Source organism: Nonomuraea sp. LPB2021202275-12-8 (assembly GCF_037044575.1).
Lineage (GTDB): Bacteria > Actinomycetota > Actinomycetes > Streptosporangiales > Streptosporangiaceae > Nonomuraea.
The window spans coordinates 359766-374614 of sequence record NZ_JBAHWD010000007.1 but is presented as its reverse complement, the minus strand read 5'-3'; the positions used below and the strand labels follow the sequence as shown (position 1 = coordinate 374614).

Here is a 14849-nt window from a genome sequence, read left to right as displayed (position 1 = left end):
TGGCCCCATGCCGGATCTCGCGACACTCGCCCTCTTCTGCGTGGCCACCCTCACCCTGCTCCTCGTGCCGGGGCCCGCGGTGCTCTTCATCGTCACCCGCAGCGTCGCCCAGGGCAGGTCGGCGGGGCTGATCTCGGTGCTCGGGGTGCACGCGGGATCGCTGGTCCACGTGGCCGCCGCGACGCTCGGCATCAGCGCCCTGCTCGCGGCGTCGGCGACGGCGTTCACCGTTGTCAAGTACGCGGGCGTCGCCTACCTGGTCTGGCTCGGCGTGCGCAAGCTGGTGCGGCGGGGCGGCGGTGACGAGGAGGCCGTCGAGGTGCCCGTGCACTCCCGGCGGCGCATGTTCTGGGAGGGGTTCGTGGTCAACGTGCTCAACCCCAAGACGGCGATCTTCTTCCTGGCGTTCCTGCCGCAGTTCGCCGACGCCGGGGCCGGGCCCATCGGCCCGCAGATGCTGGTGCTCGGCCTGCTCTGGCTCGTGCTCGGCATGGCCAGCGACGGCACGTACGCGATGCTCGCCTCGGCGCTGGCCGGGCGCGTCCGCCACTCCGCCCGGGCCCGGCGGCGGCTCGACGTCGGGAGCGGCCTGATCTATCTCGGCCTGGCCGCCTGGCTCACTGGGGAGAAGGCCTAACAAGCCGGGAAATTTCACGGCCGGAGTGCAATAGTGAGCGGGTGGCGGAAATCTTCCTGGCTCACGCCATTTCCACACCGCATGCCGCACTGCGACCGGTCCGCACCGAAGGCCGGTCACCCACGCGCACACCGAAGCCGCACCTCCGGTTGGGTGACTCGCCCGCCGGGGACGAAACACCGGGACGCGGCACATAGGCGGACCGCATGGACACCGCATCGCACCGCCCCGGCCTCGATCGGGTCGTCGAGGTCTACTCCGGTCATGACGAGCTCGTCGGGACGACCGGCTCCGGATACGTGATCGGCTCCGACCTGGTGCTGACCACCGGGCAGGTGATCGATCCCGAGGCCCCGCGCCGCGTCCGCTCGCCGGCGAGCTCCGGCTGGGCCGAGGCCGAGCAGGTGTGGCGCGGGCGTGGCACGGTCAACGCGGCGCTGCTGCGCGTCACCGACCCGCCGTGGCCGGACGCCCCCGACCTGGCACACGTCCGCTGGGCCCGCTTGGCGGGAGACCACCTGCGTTGCGTGGCCGGCGGCTTCCCGCAGGCGCGCTCGCGGCGCGAGCCGGACGAGCCGTCCGGCGTGGAACCACGCGCGCGGCGCGAGGTGGAGACGGTGTCCGGCGTGGTCGACGCCCCCGTGGGCGCGGCGTCCGGAACCCTGGCCGTCAACGTGCTCGGCTCCGAGCCGGACTCCATCTCCCTGCCGCTGTGGCTCGGCCTGTCGGGCGCGGCCCTGCTGGCCCGGCCCGGCGGCCAGATCCTCGGCGTGATCGACGCCGCCCGGCCCGGCTTCGCCGAGGGCCGCCTGGACGTGGTGCCGGTCGGGGCGCTGCTGTCGGACGAACGGTTCCGCGAGCTGACAGGTGTACGGCCCCGCCAGGTGGAGACGGTGACCGGCGACGACCGCGTCCTTCTGCTGCCCGACCTGCTCATGCCGGCCCGCGAGGAACCGCCGGCCGGCGGCGCCGACTGGTCGCTGCTGCTGCCGAGGCATGCCGTGGTGCCCTTCCTCGGGCGCGGCGGCGAGCTCGCGGACCTGCGCGCCTGGGCCGCCGGGCCCGAGCGGCTGTCGGTCGCGGCGGTCACCGGCCAGGGCGGGGCGGGCAAGACCAGGCTGGCCGTCGAGTTGTGCGAGGAGCTGTCCACTGCCGGCTGGGACGCCGGATTCCTCCAGCTCGGCTCCATCAGCGGGCCACTCGGCGACGGCCACACCCGCTTCGACGCGCTGCGCCCCACGCTCCTCGTCGCCGACTGCCCCGAGCCGTCGGCCGCCCTGCTGACCGAGCTGGTCAGGCGGCTGGCCGGGCACCGGCACAACCCCCGGCTGCGCATCCTGCTGCTGGCCCGCACGCACAGCGAGGCCGAGTGGTGGCGGCATCTCGGCGGCCGGCTCCAACAGCTGAACCGTGTGGCCATCCGCCTCGACGACCACCGCCTCGGCCTCACCGAGCGCGCCGAACACGCGGCTGCCGCCATGCGAGCGTTCTCCTCCCGGCGTGCCGCGCCGGCCATCGAGGCCGTCTCCGATACCGGCCCGCCCACCCTCGACGACCCCGAATACGGCCAGCCGCTGCATGTGCACGTGGCGGCCCTGACGCGGCTACGGGGTGACGGGGCCGCCGCGGAGCCGGCCGGGCGGTTTCTGGCACACGAGCAGGAGGAGTGGGCCAGGACGTGGCCCGGCGGGCAGGTGCCGGGTGAAGAGGTGACAGTGCGGCAGGCGGTGGCGGTGCTCACGTTGACGGCGCCCGACCCGGCCGAGCTGCGGGCGTTGCTGTCGGCGGTGCCCGGACTGGACGAGCCCGACCGGCGGGTGGCCGTGGCCGACTGGCTGGCGACGGCCTTCCCCGGAAGGGAGCGCCCGTCGCCGCTGGGGCCGGACCTCCTCGCGGAGCGGCTGCTGGGCGAGACGGAAGAGCTCGACACGCTGGTGCTGGCCGTACACGATCATGCGGGGCGGACGGCGGCGCACCTGTCGCGCATGCTCGACATCCTGCGGCGGTCGAGCGGACAGGATCAGGTCAGGTCCGCGCTGCGGTCCCTGGTCGTGAACCGGCTGGACCGGATGCTGTGCGAGGCGGCGACCGGGCCGGCCGAGCAGCTCGGCGACCTGCTCGACGCCGCACTCCGGCTCCTGCGCGACGAGCCCGAGCCTGCCGGGACGGTCGCGGCGCTGCCACCGTGGCAGGGCGGGCGCCTGGGGTCGCGCGCACTGAAGGTCACGCTGGACGAGATCCTGGTCGGGCACCTGCGTGGCGGAAAGGGACGGGCGGACCTGGCCACCGCGCTGACCGGGCTGTCGGCACGGCTGGCGGCTGTCGGCAGGCTGGACGAGGCCGCGGCCGCTGCCGGGGAGGCGGTCGAGATCTTCGCCGCGGCCCCGCCGTACGAGGCGGCGGAGGGACAGGCCGAGGCGCTGTTCGCCCAGGCCGCGTGCCTGCTGCTCGCCGCGTTCAGCGGCGACGCGCGGCTCCCTCTCGCGGCGAGCGCGGGCAGGCCCGCCCAGGAGTCGGCGGCCCGGTTCCGCATCCTCGCCGAGGACGACCCGCGCTACGCGGCGCACGCGGAGCGGGCGCACTACAACCTGGCGTGCGCGCTGATCGCGACCGGGCGCCCGCACGAGGCTGTGGCGGCGTTCGTGGCGGCGGGCGGCGACGCGGAGCTCGCCCGGAACGTGCGAGACGTGCTCGCCGTCCTCCCCGAGCCGGGCACTCCGGTCACCTGGGCCTCCCTCCCCAGTGACGCCCGCAGCTCGGCCGGGTCGGGCGCCGTCAACGTGAGCACTGCCGGGCCGGCCTGGGTCTTCGGTCCGTTGGCGCCGCTCGACGAGCTGGAGGAGGAGGGGCTGCTGGCGCTCGGAGCCGGGCTCGCGGTGGCCGCCACCGAGGCTGTGGGCGGTGTGGCCGGACACGATCAGGAGGTGTGCCACCACCTGCACCGGCTGGCGGTGCGACTGGATCGGCGAGGCCGGGGGGACGAGGCCGTCGTTCCGGCGGCCGAGGCGGTGGCACGGCTGCGGGGGCTGGCCCGGGAGGAGCCTTCGCTGCGTTCGGCGCTGGCCGCCGCCGCGGGGGTGCTCGCCCGGCCGCACGCTGATCGCGGCGAGGTCGGCGACGCCGTGCGATCCGCGGCCGAGGCGGCGGGCGATCTGCGTGCGCTCGTCGTGCTGGAGCCGGGCGAGCATCGCCACGAGCTCGTCCGGCAACTTCTCGACCTGGGCGAGTTCCTGCTGATCGGCGGCCGGGCGGCCGACGCACTGGATCCGCTGGAGCAGTCGGCGAGCCTCGCGGCGGAGCTCGGCGACGGTGACGAGCGCGCCCGCGCCAGGAGCCGGCACCTGCTGGGGCTCTGCTCGCTGGAGCTCGGACGACCGGCCGACAGCCTGGCGCACCTGGAGGCGGCGGCCGGGCTGTACCAGGAGCTCGGCGAGCACGACGAGCACGTCCGGCGGCTGTGCCTGGAGGTGCTGGCGAGGGTCGGCCGGCTTCGGGCAGCCGGCCCGGAGGCGTCGCGAACGCACGCGCGCGGGGCCGGGACGGCGGCTCTGATCAGCCTGGTGCCCCCCGTGCGCCCGGAGGAGGACGTGGCCACGGCCGAGCAGGCGCCGGCCCTGCGCCGGGGAGAGGCCGGAAAGCCGGCGGCCGAGGACCCGCGCGGCCACGTCTCGGCGCTGGCCCGGCTCGCCTGGGTGCTGGCCGCGGCGGGACGCGCCGCCGACGGTGTGGTACTCGCGACGCGGGCCGCCGAGCTGCTCCAGGATCATGCCGCCGACGATCCGCGCCATGGGCCGCTGGCCGGCGAGGTGGCTGCCGCGATGGGACGGTCGCTGGTGGCGGTGGGCCGATGCGAGGAGGCGGTGGCTCATCTGACGGCGAGCGTGGATGCCTCTGAGGGGCACGTCGACGCGGTGCCTGCGGTCCGGATCGACCTGGTGGAGCGGCTGGTGCTGCTCGCCGTGGCGCTGGCGAGGACCGGACGGCTCGAGGAGGCGGCCGGGGCGGCCGACCGGGTGGTCGAGCTGCACGGAGAGCTCCGGCGTCCCTCACCGCTCGCACTCGCCGGCGCGCTGCGCCTGCAGGGCGGCGTCCGCCTCGCCAGGGGGGATCGGAAGGGGGCGCTGGAATCGGCCGGTCAGGCCCTCGCCCTGCTGCCGCCCGAGCCGACGCCCTACCGCCGGCTCCTGTCCGGGACGTGCCTGCAGCTCAGCGGGCTGTGCCGGGACGGAGACGGCGAGCTCGCGGCCGTGGAGCTGGTGCGGGGCACCACGCAGCTCGCAGGGCTGCGCGACGAGCACGGCCCGCTGCCTCCCGACGCCGACGCCACCCACCTGCTCGCGCTGCTGCGCCTGGGCAGGTTGCAGATGGAGCGGGGAGAGACGGCCGGGGCCGCGACGTTCTACGCCAAGGCGCTGGAGATCGCGCCCGCCGGGCCCGTCGGGCCGCTGCTCGACGAGCTGTCCGCCTACCTGGCCGGGGCGTCCGCCGCCTTGCGGGACGGATCCGGCAGGCGCCCGCCCGCCGCCTCCCGGGACGAGCCCGGCGAACGTCCGCCCGCCCCCTCCGAAGGCAGGCTCCGCGGCCGGGCGCGGCTGGCCGAGGCGGTGGCCGAGCTGCTCCCGCCGCTGGCGGACTTCACCGACGCGCTGGCCCGCGAGGTGCCTGTGAGCGGCGGTACGGGGACGTACGAGCCGCTCGGTGAGTGTCTCGGCGCGTACGCGGCCGTCGCGGGAGCCGCCGGGGACGACGAGAGCGCGGCCGCGGGGGCGGAGCTGGCCGTGCGGGTGTTCCAGGGGCTGGCCGCGGCCGACCCCGGCCGTCACCGGACGCGCCTCGGCGTGGCGCTGAGCACCCTCGGCCAGATCCACCACGACCTGGCCCGGCCGGACCTGGCCGTCCTGGAGCGGGCCGCCGACCTGCTGGGCGAGCCCGCCGGCAAGCCGACCAGGGCCATGCTGGCCCGGACCCTGTCGGTGTACGGGGACGCACTGCTCGGCGCCGACCGCCCGGTGGAGGCGCTGATCCACCTGGAGCGGGCCGGTGACCTGTGCGACGAGCTGGACGCGCCGGACGTCGCGGCGATGGCGTACGCCGGCCTCGCCTCCGCGCTGGCCGCGCTGGACCGGCCGCAGGCGGCGCTGGAGGCGGTCAACTGGTCGCTGGCCGAGCAGGAACGGGTGCCGCCCGAGCTGGCGGCCGCGATGCTGCCGCTGCGCGCCAAGGCCTGCCACGTGCGCGGGATGGTGCTGCGTGTCTCCGGCAGGAAGCCGGAGGCGCTGGCCCACCTCGTGCAGGCGGTGAACCTCTTCGGCCGGCCGCCGCGCACCGCCGCCCAGCGGCTCGCGCAGGCCGAGATCGCGGTCGTGGTCGTGGACGACCTGCTGGCCGAGGGCCGCGCGGAGGAGGCCATCGGCTACGCGGAGACCGCCGTGGCCGGCTTCGCGGAGTCGGCACACCTCAAGCAGACGCTGGCCAAGCAGCGGCTGGTCAGGTGCCACCTGATGGCAGGCGAGCTGGGCGAGGCCAACCCGCTGGTGGAGGAGCTCATCGTGGTGGCCCGGCGGTCGGGCGTTCTGACGTACAAGGCGGTGCTCGCCGACTCGCTCGCGCAGAGCGCCGAGCTGCTGACCATGCTGCATCTGGACGACGGGCCTGAGGCGGAGGCCAGGGCCAGGGAGGCCATCGCACTGTACGACGAGCTGGTCGCCGCGGGTGTGGACGCGGCGGGCGTGCGCACCGGGCGGGCCGGCGCCCACCTGTCGCTCGCCGCCGCCCTGGCCGCCCAGGGGCGGGCCGCGGACGAGGTCGGCCCGCTGCGCGAGGCGGTGGCGGCGCTGGAGCTGCACGCGCCGGGCGATCCGCTGCTGACCGGGTACCTGGCCAGGGCGATGCTCATGCTGGGCGACGCGCTCGTGGCCGCGGGCAGGGCGCTGGAGGCGAGCGCCGTGCTGCACCGGGGCACGCAGGTGATCGAGGACGGCTATCTGAGTGCCGTGGCCCACGCGCAGCTCGGCCTCTGCCAGCGGGAGCTGGGCCGCGACGACGCGGCCGAGGCCGCGCTGCGGGTGTCGGACCGGCTGCTGCGCGACCTGCTCGCCGAGGAGGACGACGACGAGGAGCTGGTCGAGATGCTCCGTGACGTGCTGCGCAGCAGGCTGGCGCTGCTGGAGAAGGGGGGCCAGGCCGATGAGGTCGCGCTGCTGGAGCACGACCTCAACAACCTGCGCTGGTTCACCCCTCGCGAGAGATGACCGTCTCCCTGGCCCACCGGTAGTCGGCCTTGCCCGCCGGGGAGCGGACCATCTCGGTCACGAAGGCGTACGTGCGCGGCACCTTGTAGCCGGACAGCAGCTGCCTGCAGTGCGCGTCGAGCTCGGCCTCGGTGACGTCGGTGCCGGGCCGCGCCTCGACCACGGCCGCCACCCTGCTCCCCCACCGCTCGTCCGGCACGCCGGTCACCACGGCGTCGAAGACGGCGGGATGGCCCTTGAGCACCGCCTCCACCTCCTCGGGGAAGACCTTCTCGCCGCCGGTGTTGATGCACTGGGAGCCCCTGCCGAACACGGTGACGGTGCCGTCCTCCTCGACGGTCGCGAGGTCGCCGGTGAGCAGCCAGCGGGTGCCGTCGTCGGTGGTGACGAAGGTGCGGGCGGTCTTGTCCGGGTCGTTGTAGTAGCCCAACGCGATCCGCCCCGCCTTCGCCACCGTCCCCAGCTCGCCGGAGCCGGGCGTGACGGGCCGTAGCTTCTCGTCGAGCACGGCCAGGTTGGCCGTGGCGTTCGGCTGGTAGCGCAGGCCCTTCTCCGGCGTGGAGCCGGCCACGCCGGAGGCGGTGTAGCCGGACTCGGTGGAGCCGAAGCTGTCCAGGATCATCACGTTGGGCAGCAGCTCCTGCAGCCGGTCGCGGACCGCGCCGGACAGGATGGCGCCGGTCGAGCTGACCACGAACAGCGAGGAGACGTCGTAGGAGCCCTTCGCCAGGGCCTCGGCCAGGGGCCTGGCCATGGCGTCGCCGGTGATGTTCAGGGTGAAGACCCGTTCGCGCTCGACGGTCCGCCACACCTCGTCGGCCTCGAACTTGCGTACGTAGACCATGGTCGAGCCCATGCACCAGGCGATGAACGTGGCCATCTGCGCGGCGCCGTGCATCAACGGCGGGGCGGCCATCATCACCATCGGCCCGGCCTTGACCGCCTCGTCGATCACCTCCTGCGGGGTGGCGCGCGGCTCGCCGTACGGGTTGCCGCCGCCGAAGGCCATGAACAGGTCCTCGACGTGCCACATGGCGCCCTTGGGCATGCCGGTGGTGCCGCCGGTGTAGATGATGTAGATGTCCTGGCCCGACCGCGGCCCGAAGCCGCGCTCCGCGCTCCCGGCCTCCAGCGCCCGCTCGTACGGCGTCGCGGCGGGGATGGCCGAGCTGCCGCCCACCGAGATGAGGTGTTCGAGGGTGGGAGCCTCCTTCACGACGGCGGACACCCGGGCGTCGAACTCCACGTCGTAGAGCAGGGCCCGGATGCCGGCGTCGCGGTAGAGGTAGAGCAGCTCGGCCTCCACGTAGCGGTAGTTGACGTTGATCGGCACCGCCCGGATCTTCAGCGCGGCCAGCAGCCCGGTGACGTACTCGATGCCGTTGTAGAGGTGGATGCCCACGTGGTCGCCGGGCCGGATGCCCCGGTCCAGCAGGTAGTGGGCGAGCCGGTTGGACTCGGCGTCCAGCTCGGCGTAGGTGCGGCGCTCGGGACCGCAGACCACGGCCACGCGCTCCCCGATCGCGTCCGCGAGCCCTTCGAACAGGTCAGCGTGGTTGAACTCCATGAAGACCCTTCCATTGTTCGGGGTGAGCGGGGTGACCCCGCAGGTCAGGGTTTGTCCCGCCCGACGATCCACATCGCGAAGAACTGGGCTCCCCCGCCGTACGCGTGGCCGAGCGCGAGTCGCGCGCCGTCCACCTGGTGCTCCCCCGCCATCCCACGCACCTGGAGCGCGGCCTCGGCGAACCTGATCAGTCCCGACGCGCCGATCGGGTTGCTCGACAGCACCCCGCCCGAGGCGTTCCACGGAGTGTCGCCGTCGAGCGCGGTGGCTCCCGACTCGGTGAGCTTCCACCCCTCGCCTTCGGCGGCGAATCCCAGGTTCTCCAGCCACATCGGCTCATACCAGGAGAAGGGCACGTACACCTCGGCCACGTCGATCTGCCGCCGCGGGTCGGTGACGCCCGCCTGCCGGTAGACGTCGGCCGCGCAGTCCTTGCCCGCCTGCGGGTTCACCGTGTCGCGCCCGGCCCGGAAGATCGGCTCGGACCGCATGGCGGTGCCGTGCAACCAGGCGGGGGTGCCGGTGACGGCCCGCTCGGAGGACAGGACCATCGCGCAGGCGCCGTCGCTGGACGGGCAGGTCTCCAGATAGCGGATCGGCTCCCAGAGCATGGGGGTCGACTCGACCATCTTCCGGTCGATGCCGGGGATCCTCAGGTGGGCGTAGGGGTTCTTCAGCGCGTTGAGCCGGTCCTTGACCGCCACCAGCGTGCCGACGTGCTCGGGCGCGCCCGTCCTGCGCATGTACTCCCTGATGTGCGGCGCGAAGTAGCCGCCCGCGCCCACGACCAGCGACGAGCTGAACGGCAGGTGTGTCGACAGGGCCCAGGTGGCGTTGGACTCCGACTGCTTCTCGAACGCCACCACCAGCACCCGATCGTGCACGCCGCCCTGGATGAGCCCGGCGCCGACCAGGGCGGTGGATCCGCCGACGCTGCCGGCGGTGTGCACCCGCATCATCGGCTTGCCGGCCGCGCCGAGCGCGTCGGCCAGGTAGGACTCGGGCATCATGACGCCCTCGAACAGGTCGGGGGCCTTGCCGATGACGACCGCGTCGATGTCCTTGAAGGTGAGCCCGGCGTCGTCGAGCGCGCGCTGGGCGGCCTCGCGGACGAGCCCGGCGATCGAGACGTCCCTGCGCTTGGTCGTGTAGTGGGTCTGCCCGACCCCGATCACGGCGCAGCGGTCAGCCATCATGCCTCCAGTACGGTGACGAGGTTGTGCTGCAGGCAGGGGCCGCTGCTGGCGTGGCCGACGGTGCGCCGGGCCGTGCCGTCGTGGATGTGGCGGGCAGCCTCGCCGATGCGGATGAGGCCGGTGGCCATCACCGGGTTGGCCGCCAGCGGGCCGCCCGAGGGGTTGATCACCGTGTCGCCCGGCAGCTCCATGGCCTGGCGCAGGATCACCTCCTCGTGGGCGAACTGGGCGTGCAGCTCGGCGACCTCGACGGGCCCCTTGCCGACCCCGGCGGCCCGCGCGGCGTCGGCCGTGGACGCCGACCGGGCCAGGTCCCGCATGCCCAGGTAGTGGGGTTCGATGCGGTGGGCGATGCCGGCGATGTAGGCGGGGTTGGCGCACAGCTCCCTGGCCCGGTCTCCGGCCGCGAGCACGACCGCCGCCGCGCCGTCGGTGATCGGGGCGACGTCCGACGCCTTGAGCGGCTCGACGGCGAACCCGTCCGGGATCTCGTCGGGCAGGTCGAGCGCGTGCGGGTTGCGCCTGCCGTCGGCCCGGCTGCGCCGGACGATCTCGTCCAGCTCCGCGCGGTCCGCCCCGGCGGCCGAGGCCTGCAGGGCGGCGAAGGAGAGCTGGTCGAGGCCGAGCGGCGCCAGGTAGTACGGGTCGAGCTGGAGCGTCATGATCGCGCGCAGGTCGCCGAGCGTCGACTTGCCGAAGCCGTACACCAGGGCGGTGTCCACGTCGCCATGTTGCAGCCGCACCCAGGCCTCGTACAGGGCCCAGGCGCCGTCCATCTCCACGTGGCTCTCCGAGATCGGCGGCCAGGCGCCGAGCGCGTCGAGCGCGGAGACGAACGAGAACGGCGCGCCGGCCAGGTAGTCGCAGCTCCCCGAGCAGGTGAAGCCGAACCTTTTCAGCCCGGTGCGCTCCTTGACCTCGGTGATCACCGGCAGGATCAGCTCGACCTCGCCGACGCCGGTGTCGTGGCCGGTGTGCTCGGTCTGGGCGAAGGCGACGATCGCCACCTGTCTCATCACAGCTCCACGTCAGGCTCGCCGGTGGGTGCGAACCACCGGATGTTCGCCATGGACAGCGTCCGCTCGCTCTCGGGCACCCATTCCGCCTTCACCCGCATGCCCTGCCGTACCTCGTGCGCCGGCATGCCGCCCACCAGGGTGATCATCGGCACATCGGCGCCGTCGAGCAGGATGTAGCCGGAGACGAAGGGCACTTCGGGGGCACGCGGGTCGGGCAGGTTGTTGATCGCGAAGGTGGTGATGGTGCCCGTGTCGGGCAGCTCGACCTGCTCGCCGATGGGGATGCCGCATTCGGGGCAGGAGAGCCGGTAGGGCACGTACACCTTGCCGCAGCGACCGCAGCGGCCTCCCACGAAGACGCCGCGCCTGACGCCTTCGAGGAAGACCTGCAGCGCCCCGCCCGCCTGCAGCCGGTACGTGGTCCGCACGGGCGACACGATCTTGGTGACCTCAGGAGCGAAATAGGAAATATCCGTTATGTGGCCTGTGCGCTGCCCCCGCCACACCGGCCACACCCGCGTCCCCGCGGCCAGCGCCTTGGCGTTGCCCGCGTCCACCGCGTGCACCAGCGCCGTGTCGGCCCCGTCCAGCTCGATCAGCGCCCAGGCGAAGGGGCGGTCCAGCGGATGCGTCTCCCGCGGCTCGGCCACCCAGGCCCAGGCCTTCACCGTCCCGGCCGGCCCGACCTCGACGTACTCCCCGGTCACCGGCTCGCCGGTCGCGGGATCGTACTCCAGCGGCGGGACCAGCACCCTGCCCTCGGCCGTGCGCACCCCGACGATGCGGCCGGCCCGCAGCTCGGTCAGGAACCTGCCGATCACCGGCCCGGTCGTGCGCGTGTAGCCGCCGGGGAACTCCAGCACATGCTCCGCGGTCAGCCCTCCTTCAGATGGCACGGTCACGACCTTCCCAGTAGGGGGCGCGGAGCTTGCGTTTGAGCAGCTTGCCGTTGGGCTCGCGGGGCATCTCCGCGATGAAGTCGATCGTCCGCGGCCACTTCATCCTCGACAGCCGTCCCTCCAGCGAGGCGAGGATCTCCGCGGCGAGCTCCGGCCCCGGCTCGGAGCCGGCGGCGGGCTCCACGACCGCCTTGATCTGCTCGCCCCACTCCTCGTCCGGGATGCCGAACACCGCCACGTCCGCGACCTTGGGGTGGATCATGATCTCGTTCTCGATCTCGGCCGGGTAGATGTTCGCGCCGCCCGAGATGATCATGTCGGCCTTGCGGTCGCAGAGGAACAGGAACCCGTCCTCGTCCAGATAGCCGATGTCGCCGACGGTGAAGAAGTCCTTGAGCCGGTTCGCCTCGGTCTTGGCCGGGTCCCCCTTGTACTCGAACCGGGCGCCCATCATCTTCATGTAGATCGTCCCGGGGGTGCGGACCGGCACGGGCTCGCCCGCGTCGTCCACGATGAGCAGCTCGCTGATCGGCCAGGCCTCGCCGACCGTGCCCGGATGCGACTTCCACCCGTCGGGCGTGGCCAGGGTGCCGCCGCCCTCGGTGGCCGCGTAGTACTCGTACACGCAGTCGCCCCACCACTCGAACATGGCCCACTTGACCGGCACCGGACAGGGCGCCGCGGCGTGGATCATCCACCTGAGCGAGGACAGGTCGTACCTGCCCCGGGTCTCCTCCGGCAGCGACAGCAGGCGCTTGAAGTGGGTCGGGACCATGTGCGAGTTGGTGATCCGGTGGCGCTCGCAGAGCCGGAGCATGTCCTCGGCGTCCCACCTGTCCATATAGACGAGGGTGTGTCCCATGTGCAGGGCCGTGCCGCCGAACTGCGTCACCGCCGTGTGGTAACTCGGCGAGGTGACCAGGTGGGCGTTCGGCCGGCCAGGCGTGATGCCGAACAGGCCGGGCAGGAACGCCATCAGCTCGGCCGAGTCGTCCGGGTCCAGTCCGCTCAGCGGGCGCCTGACACCCTTGGGCTTGCCGGTCGTGCCGGAGGTGTAGTGCATGGCCGCCCCCGCCGTGCGGTCCGCGGGGGTGGTGTCCGGCTGCCCGTCGGTGAGCTCGCGCAGCGGCCTGAACCCCGGGAGATCACCGTCCGGTACGGCGAAGCGCCGGTCCGGGGCGATGGCCTCGGCGCCCCTGACCCCCTCGACCGCGTACCGCGGATGCACGAAGAAGGCCTTGGCCTCGCTGTCGGCGACGATGTAGGCGATCTCCGGGCCGGTCAGGTGCCAGTTGATCGGCGTGTAGTACCAGCCGGCCTGGAGCGCGGCCAGATAGAGCACCAGCCCGTCGGCGCCGTTCGGCGCCAGGCCGCAGATGCCGTCACCCGGTTTCAGCCCCAGCTCGCGCAGGCCGTGCACGAGACGGTTGGCGCGGGCGAGTAACTCGCCTGCCCGGTGCTCCGTGCCGTCCGGATCCACGGCCGCGATCCACTCGGGATCCGCTTGCGCCAGTCTCCAGAAGCCGAGCGTGCCCATCGGAACTCCTCACCAGGTGTTCGGGCCCCGAGTCGCCGAAGTGAATCATGCGCGTCCCCCGCGACACAAGGCTCCCGGCGGCGACAAATGAGAACCTGTTCTCGTTTGTCTTCGGCAGCGTAACCCGGCGACAGGTGGCGAGCAAGCGCTTGGCTGTAGCCAGGTGCGGCACGCTAGGATCATGATGTTGAACAAGCGCTTGGCCTGGAGGTCGTCCATGGAGATCCTGCCGATCAGCACCCCCCACTGCCGGGTCGAGCGCGACGGCCACGTCGTGATCGTCACCATGAACCGCCCCGAGGCACGCAACGCCCTGTCATCGGACATGCTGATCGGCCTGGCCAGCGCCTGGGCGTACGTCTCACAGGAGCCGGAGGTCCGGGTCGCCGTCCTTACGGGCGCCGACGGCACCTTCTGCGCCGGCGCCGACCTCAAGGCCATGGGCCAGCCGTCGGCCGACCCCGAGGTACAGGCCCGCGCCGCCCAGATCGTCGACTTCCACTGGAAGGGCCTGCTGCGCGAGGACCTCCCCACCAAGCCGATCATCAGCGCGGTGGAGGGCTACGCGGTGGCCGGCGGCACCGAGCTCCTGGTCGGCACCGACCTGCGCGTCGTGGCCGAGTCGGCCACGCTCGGCCTGTTCGAGGCCAAGCGCGCCCTGTTCCCGATGGGCGGCAGCGCCGTGCGGCTGCCCCGCCAGATCCCGTACTGCCACGCCATGGACCTGCTGCTGACCGGCCGGGCCGTCACCGCCGCCGAGGCCCTGTCGATGGGCCTGGTCAACCGCGTCGTCCCCGACGGCCAGGCCCTGGCGGCGGCCCGGGAGCTGGCCGACGACGTGGCCGCCTCCGGCCCCCTCGCCGTCCAGGCCATCCTGCGCACCTACCGCGACACGCTGGGCATGCCGGAGCCGGCGGCCCTGAAGGTGTCGGACGAGCTCGGCTGGCCGGTCATCGGCTCCGAGGACGCCAAGGAGGGCACCCGCGCCTTCCGCGAGAAGCGCCCGCCCACCTACGAAGGACGATGATCCCGTAGCACCCTGAGCTACACAGAGCTACACTTGAGGCATGATGAAAATCATCACGCAGCGAGAGTTTCGCAACAACTCCGCTGCCGTCATGGATCAGGTCGAGGCGGGTGAGATCTTCCACATCACCCGCAATGGCATCGAGGTGGCAGAGCTCCGGCCGCTTCCACGCAAGCGCCGTCTGAGCGCCCAGGAACTCGTCGAACGTCACCGCCGTCTCCCTCAGGTCGACTATGACGAGATGCGCCGGGAAGCCGACGAATTCTTCGGCACCGAAGATCGTATCGACGACGATCCCTGGGAGAAGCGCCATGGGTGAACGTCACGCCGCAGGCGTTATCGACACTTGCGTCTATATCGACCTCAACAAGGTCGACCCCGACTCCCTGCCGGAAGTTCCCGACATCACGGCGATCACACTCGCCGAGCTGCACCAAGGTGTGGCGATGGCCAAGAACGAGGCCGACCGAGCTGCCCGCATGGAGAAACTGGGTGCGGCGGCGGTCGACTTCGAGCCGCTTCCCTTCGACGCCGACGCAGCGGCTCGCTATGGCAGCCTGGTCGCGCTGACACTTGCCGCGAAGCGTGATCCCCGGCCACGGCGGATGGATCTGATGATCGCCGCTGTCGCCAGCAGCCGGGGACTGCCGCTCTACACGCGCAACACCGGCGATTTCGTCGGCCTCGAAGGCATGGTCACCATCGTCCCCGTCTGA

General features: G+C 72.9%; 10 protein-coding genes. 5 read left to right on the top strand and 5 right to left on the bottom strand.

What is annotated here, in order from left to right; genetic code table 11:
• Window positions 1–7: 7 nt before the first annotated feature.
• Complete coding sequence (locus V5E28_RS16985; protein ID WP_336207876.1) at window positions 8–637, top strand: LysE family translocator; 630 nt, start codon at window positions 8–10, stop codon at window positions 635–637.
• Window positions 638–843: 206 nt separating this feature from the next.
• On the top strand, window positions 844–6888 hold the full coding sequence (locus V5E28_RS16980) for a tetratricopeptide repeat protein (RefSeq protein WP_336207875.1): 6045 nt from the start codon (window positions 844–846) through the stop codon (window positions 6886–6888).
• On the opposite strand, the gene V5E28_RS16975 is transcribed toward V5E28_RS16980, so the two are convergent.
• From V5E28_RS16975 to V5E28_RS16955, 5 genes are read right to left on the bottom strand one after another with little or no spacing between them, the layout of a single operon-like run.
• On the bottom strand, window positions 6869–8455 hold the full coding sequence (locus V5E28_RS16975) for an acyl-CoA synthetase (protein WP_336207874.1): 1587 nt from the start codon (window positions 8453–8455) through the stop codon (window positions 6869–6871). The genes V5E28_RS16980 and V5E28_RS16975 overlap by 20 nt on opposite strands.
• A 44-nt stretch (window positions 8456–8499) precedes the next feature.
• On the bottom strand, window positions 8500–9648 hold the full coding sequence (locus V5E28_RS16970) for a thiolase domain-containing protein (RefSeq protein ID WP_336207921.1): 1149 nt from the start codon (window positions 9646–9648) through the stop codon (window positions 8500–8502).
• A complete protein-coding gene (locus V5E28_RS16965; protein ID WP_336207873.1) occupies window positions 9648–10667 on the bottom strand; it encodes a lipid-transfer protein in 1020 nt (339 codons plus the stop codon). Before V5E28_RS16965 ends, V5E28_RS16970 begins: the two co-directional genes overlap by 1 nt.
• On the bottom strand, window positions 10667–11566 hold the full coding sequence (locus V5E28_RS16960) for a Zn-ribbon domain-containing OB-fold protein (RefSeq protein WP_336207872.1): 900 nt from the start codon (window positions 11564–11566) through the stop codon (window positions 10667–10669). The genes V5E28_RS16965 and V5E28_RS16960 overlap by 1 nt, the downstream gene beginning before the upstream one ends.
• Window positions 11556–13106 carry an acyl-CoA synthetase gene (locus tag V5E28_RS16955; protein ID WP_336207871.1) on the bottom strand — a complete coding sequence of 517 codons (1551 nt, stop codon included), beginning with the start codon at window positions 13104–13106 and terminating at the stop codon, window positions 11556–11558. Before V5E28_RS16955 ends, V5E28_RS16960 begins: the two co-directional genes overlap by 11 nt.
• A gap of 217 nt (window positions 13107–13323) precedes the next feature.
• Here V5E28_RS16955 and V5E28_RS16950 point away from each other — a divergent pair, with 217 nt between their 5' ends.
• The 3 genes from V5E28_RS16950 to V5E28_RS16940 are packed head-to-tail and all read left to right on the top strand — an operon-like array spanning window position 13324 to window position 14849.
• Window positions 13324–14133 (top strand): crotonase/enoyl-CoA hydratase family protein, encoded by an 810-nt coding sequence (locus tag V5E28_RS16950; protein ID WP_336207870.1) that lies wholly within the window; start codon window positions 13324–13326, stop codon window positions 14131–14133.
• Between the two features lie 40 nt (window positions 14134–14173).
• Complete coding sequence (locus V5E28_RS16945; RefSeq protein WP_336207869.1) at window positions 14174–14452, top strand: type II toxin-antitoxin system Phd/YefM family antitoxin; 279 nt, start codon at window positions 14174–14176, stop codon at window positions 14450–14452.
• Window positions 14445–14849: a type II toxin-antitoxin system VapC family toxin gene (locus V5E28_RS16940; protein ID WP_336207868.1), complete on the top strand. Its 405-nt coding sequence runs from the start codon at window positions 14445–14447 to the stop codon at window positions 14847–14849. The genes V5E28_RS16945 and V5E28_RS16940 overlap by 8 nt, the downstream gene beginning before the upstream one ends.

Bases quoted from the DNA above. Each gene is read 5' to 3' on its own strand.
- V5E28_RS16985 (WP_336207876.1), top strand. From the start codon at position 8: ATGCCGGATCTCGCGACACTCGCCCTCTTCTGCGTGGCCACCCTCACC.
- V5E28_RS16980 (WP_336207875.1), top strand. From the start codon at position 844: ATGGACACCGCATCGCACCGCCCCGGCCTCGATCGGGTCGTCGAGGTC.
- V5E28_RS16975 (WP_336207874.1), bottom strand. From the start codon at position 8,455: ATGGAGTTCAACCACGCTGACCTGTTCGAAGGGCTCGCGGACGCGATC.
- V5E28_RS16970 (WP_336207921.1), bottom strand. From the start codon at position 9,648: ATGGCTGACCGCTGCGCCGTGATCGGGGTCGGGCAGACCCACTACACG.
- V5E28_RS16965 (WP_336207873.1), bottom strand. From the start codon at position 10,667: ATGAGACAGGTGGCGATCGTCGCCTTCGCCCAGACCGAGCACACCGGC.
- V5E28_RS16955 (WP_336207871.1), bottom strand. From the start codon at position 13,106: ATGGGCACGCTCGGCTTCTGGAGACTGGCGCAAGCGGATCCCGAGTGG.
- V5E28_RS16950 (WP_336207870.1), top strand. From the start codon at position 13,324: ATGGAGATCCTGCCGATCAGCACCCCCCACTGCCGGGTCGAGCGCGAC.
- V5E28_RS16945 (WP_336207869.1), top strand. From the start codon at position 14,174: ATGATGAAAATCATCACGCAGCGAGAGTTTCGCAACAACTCCGCTGCC.
- V5E28_RS16940 (WP_336207868.1), top strand. From the start codon at position 14,445: ATGGGTGAACGTCACGCCGCAGGCGTTATCGACACTTGCGTCTATATC.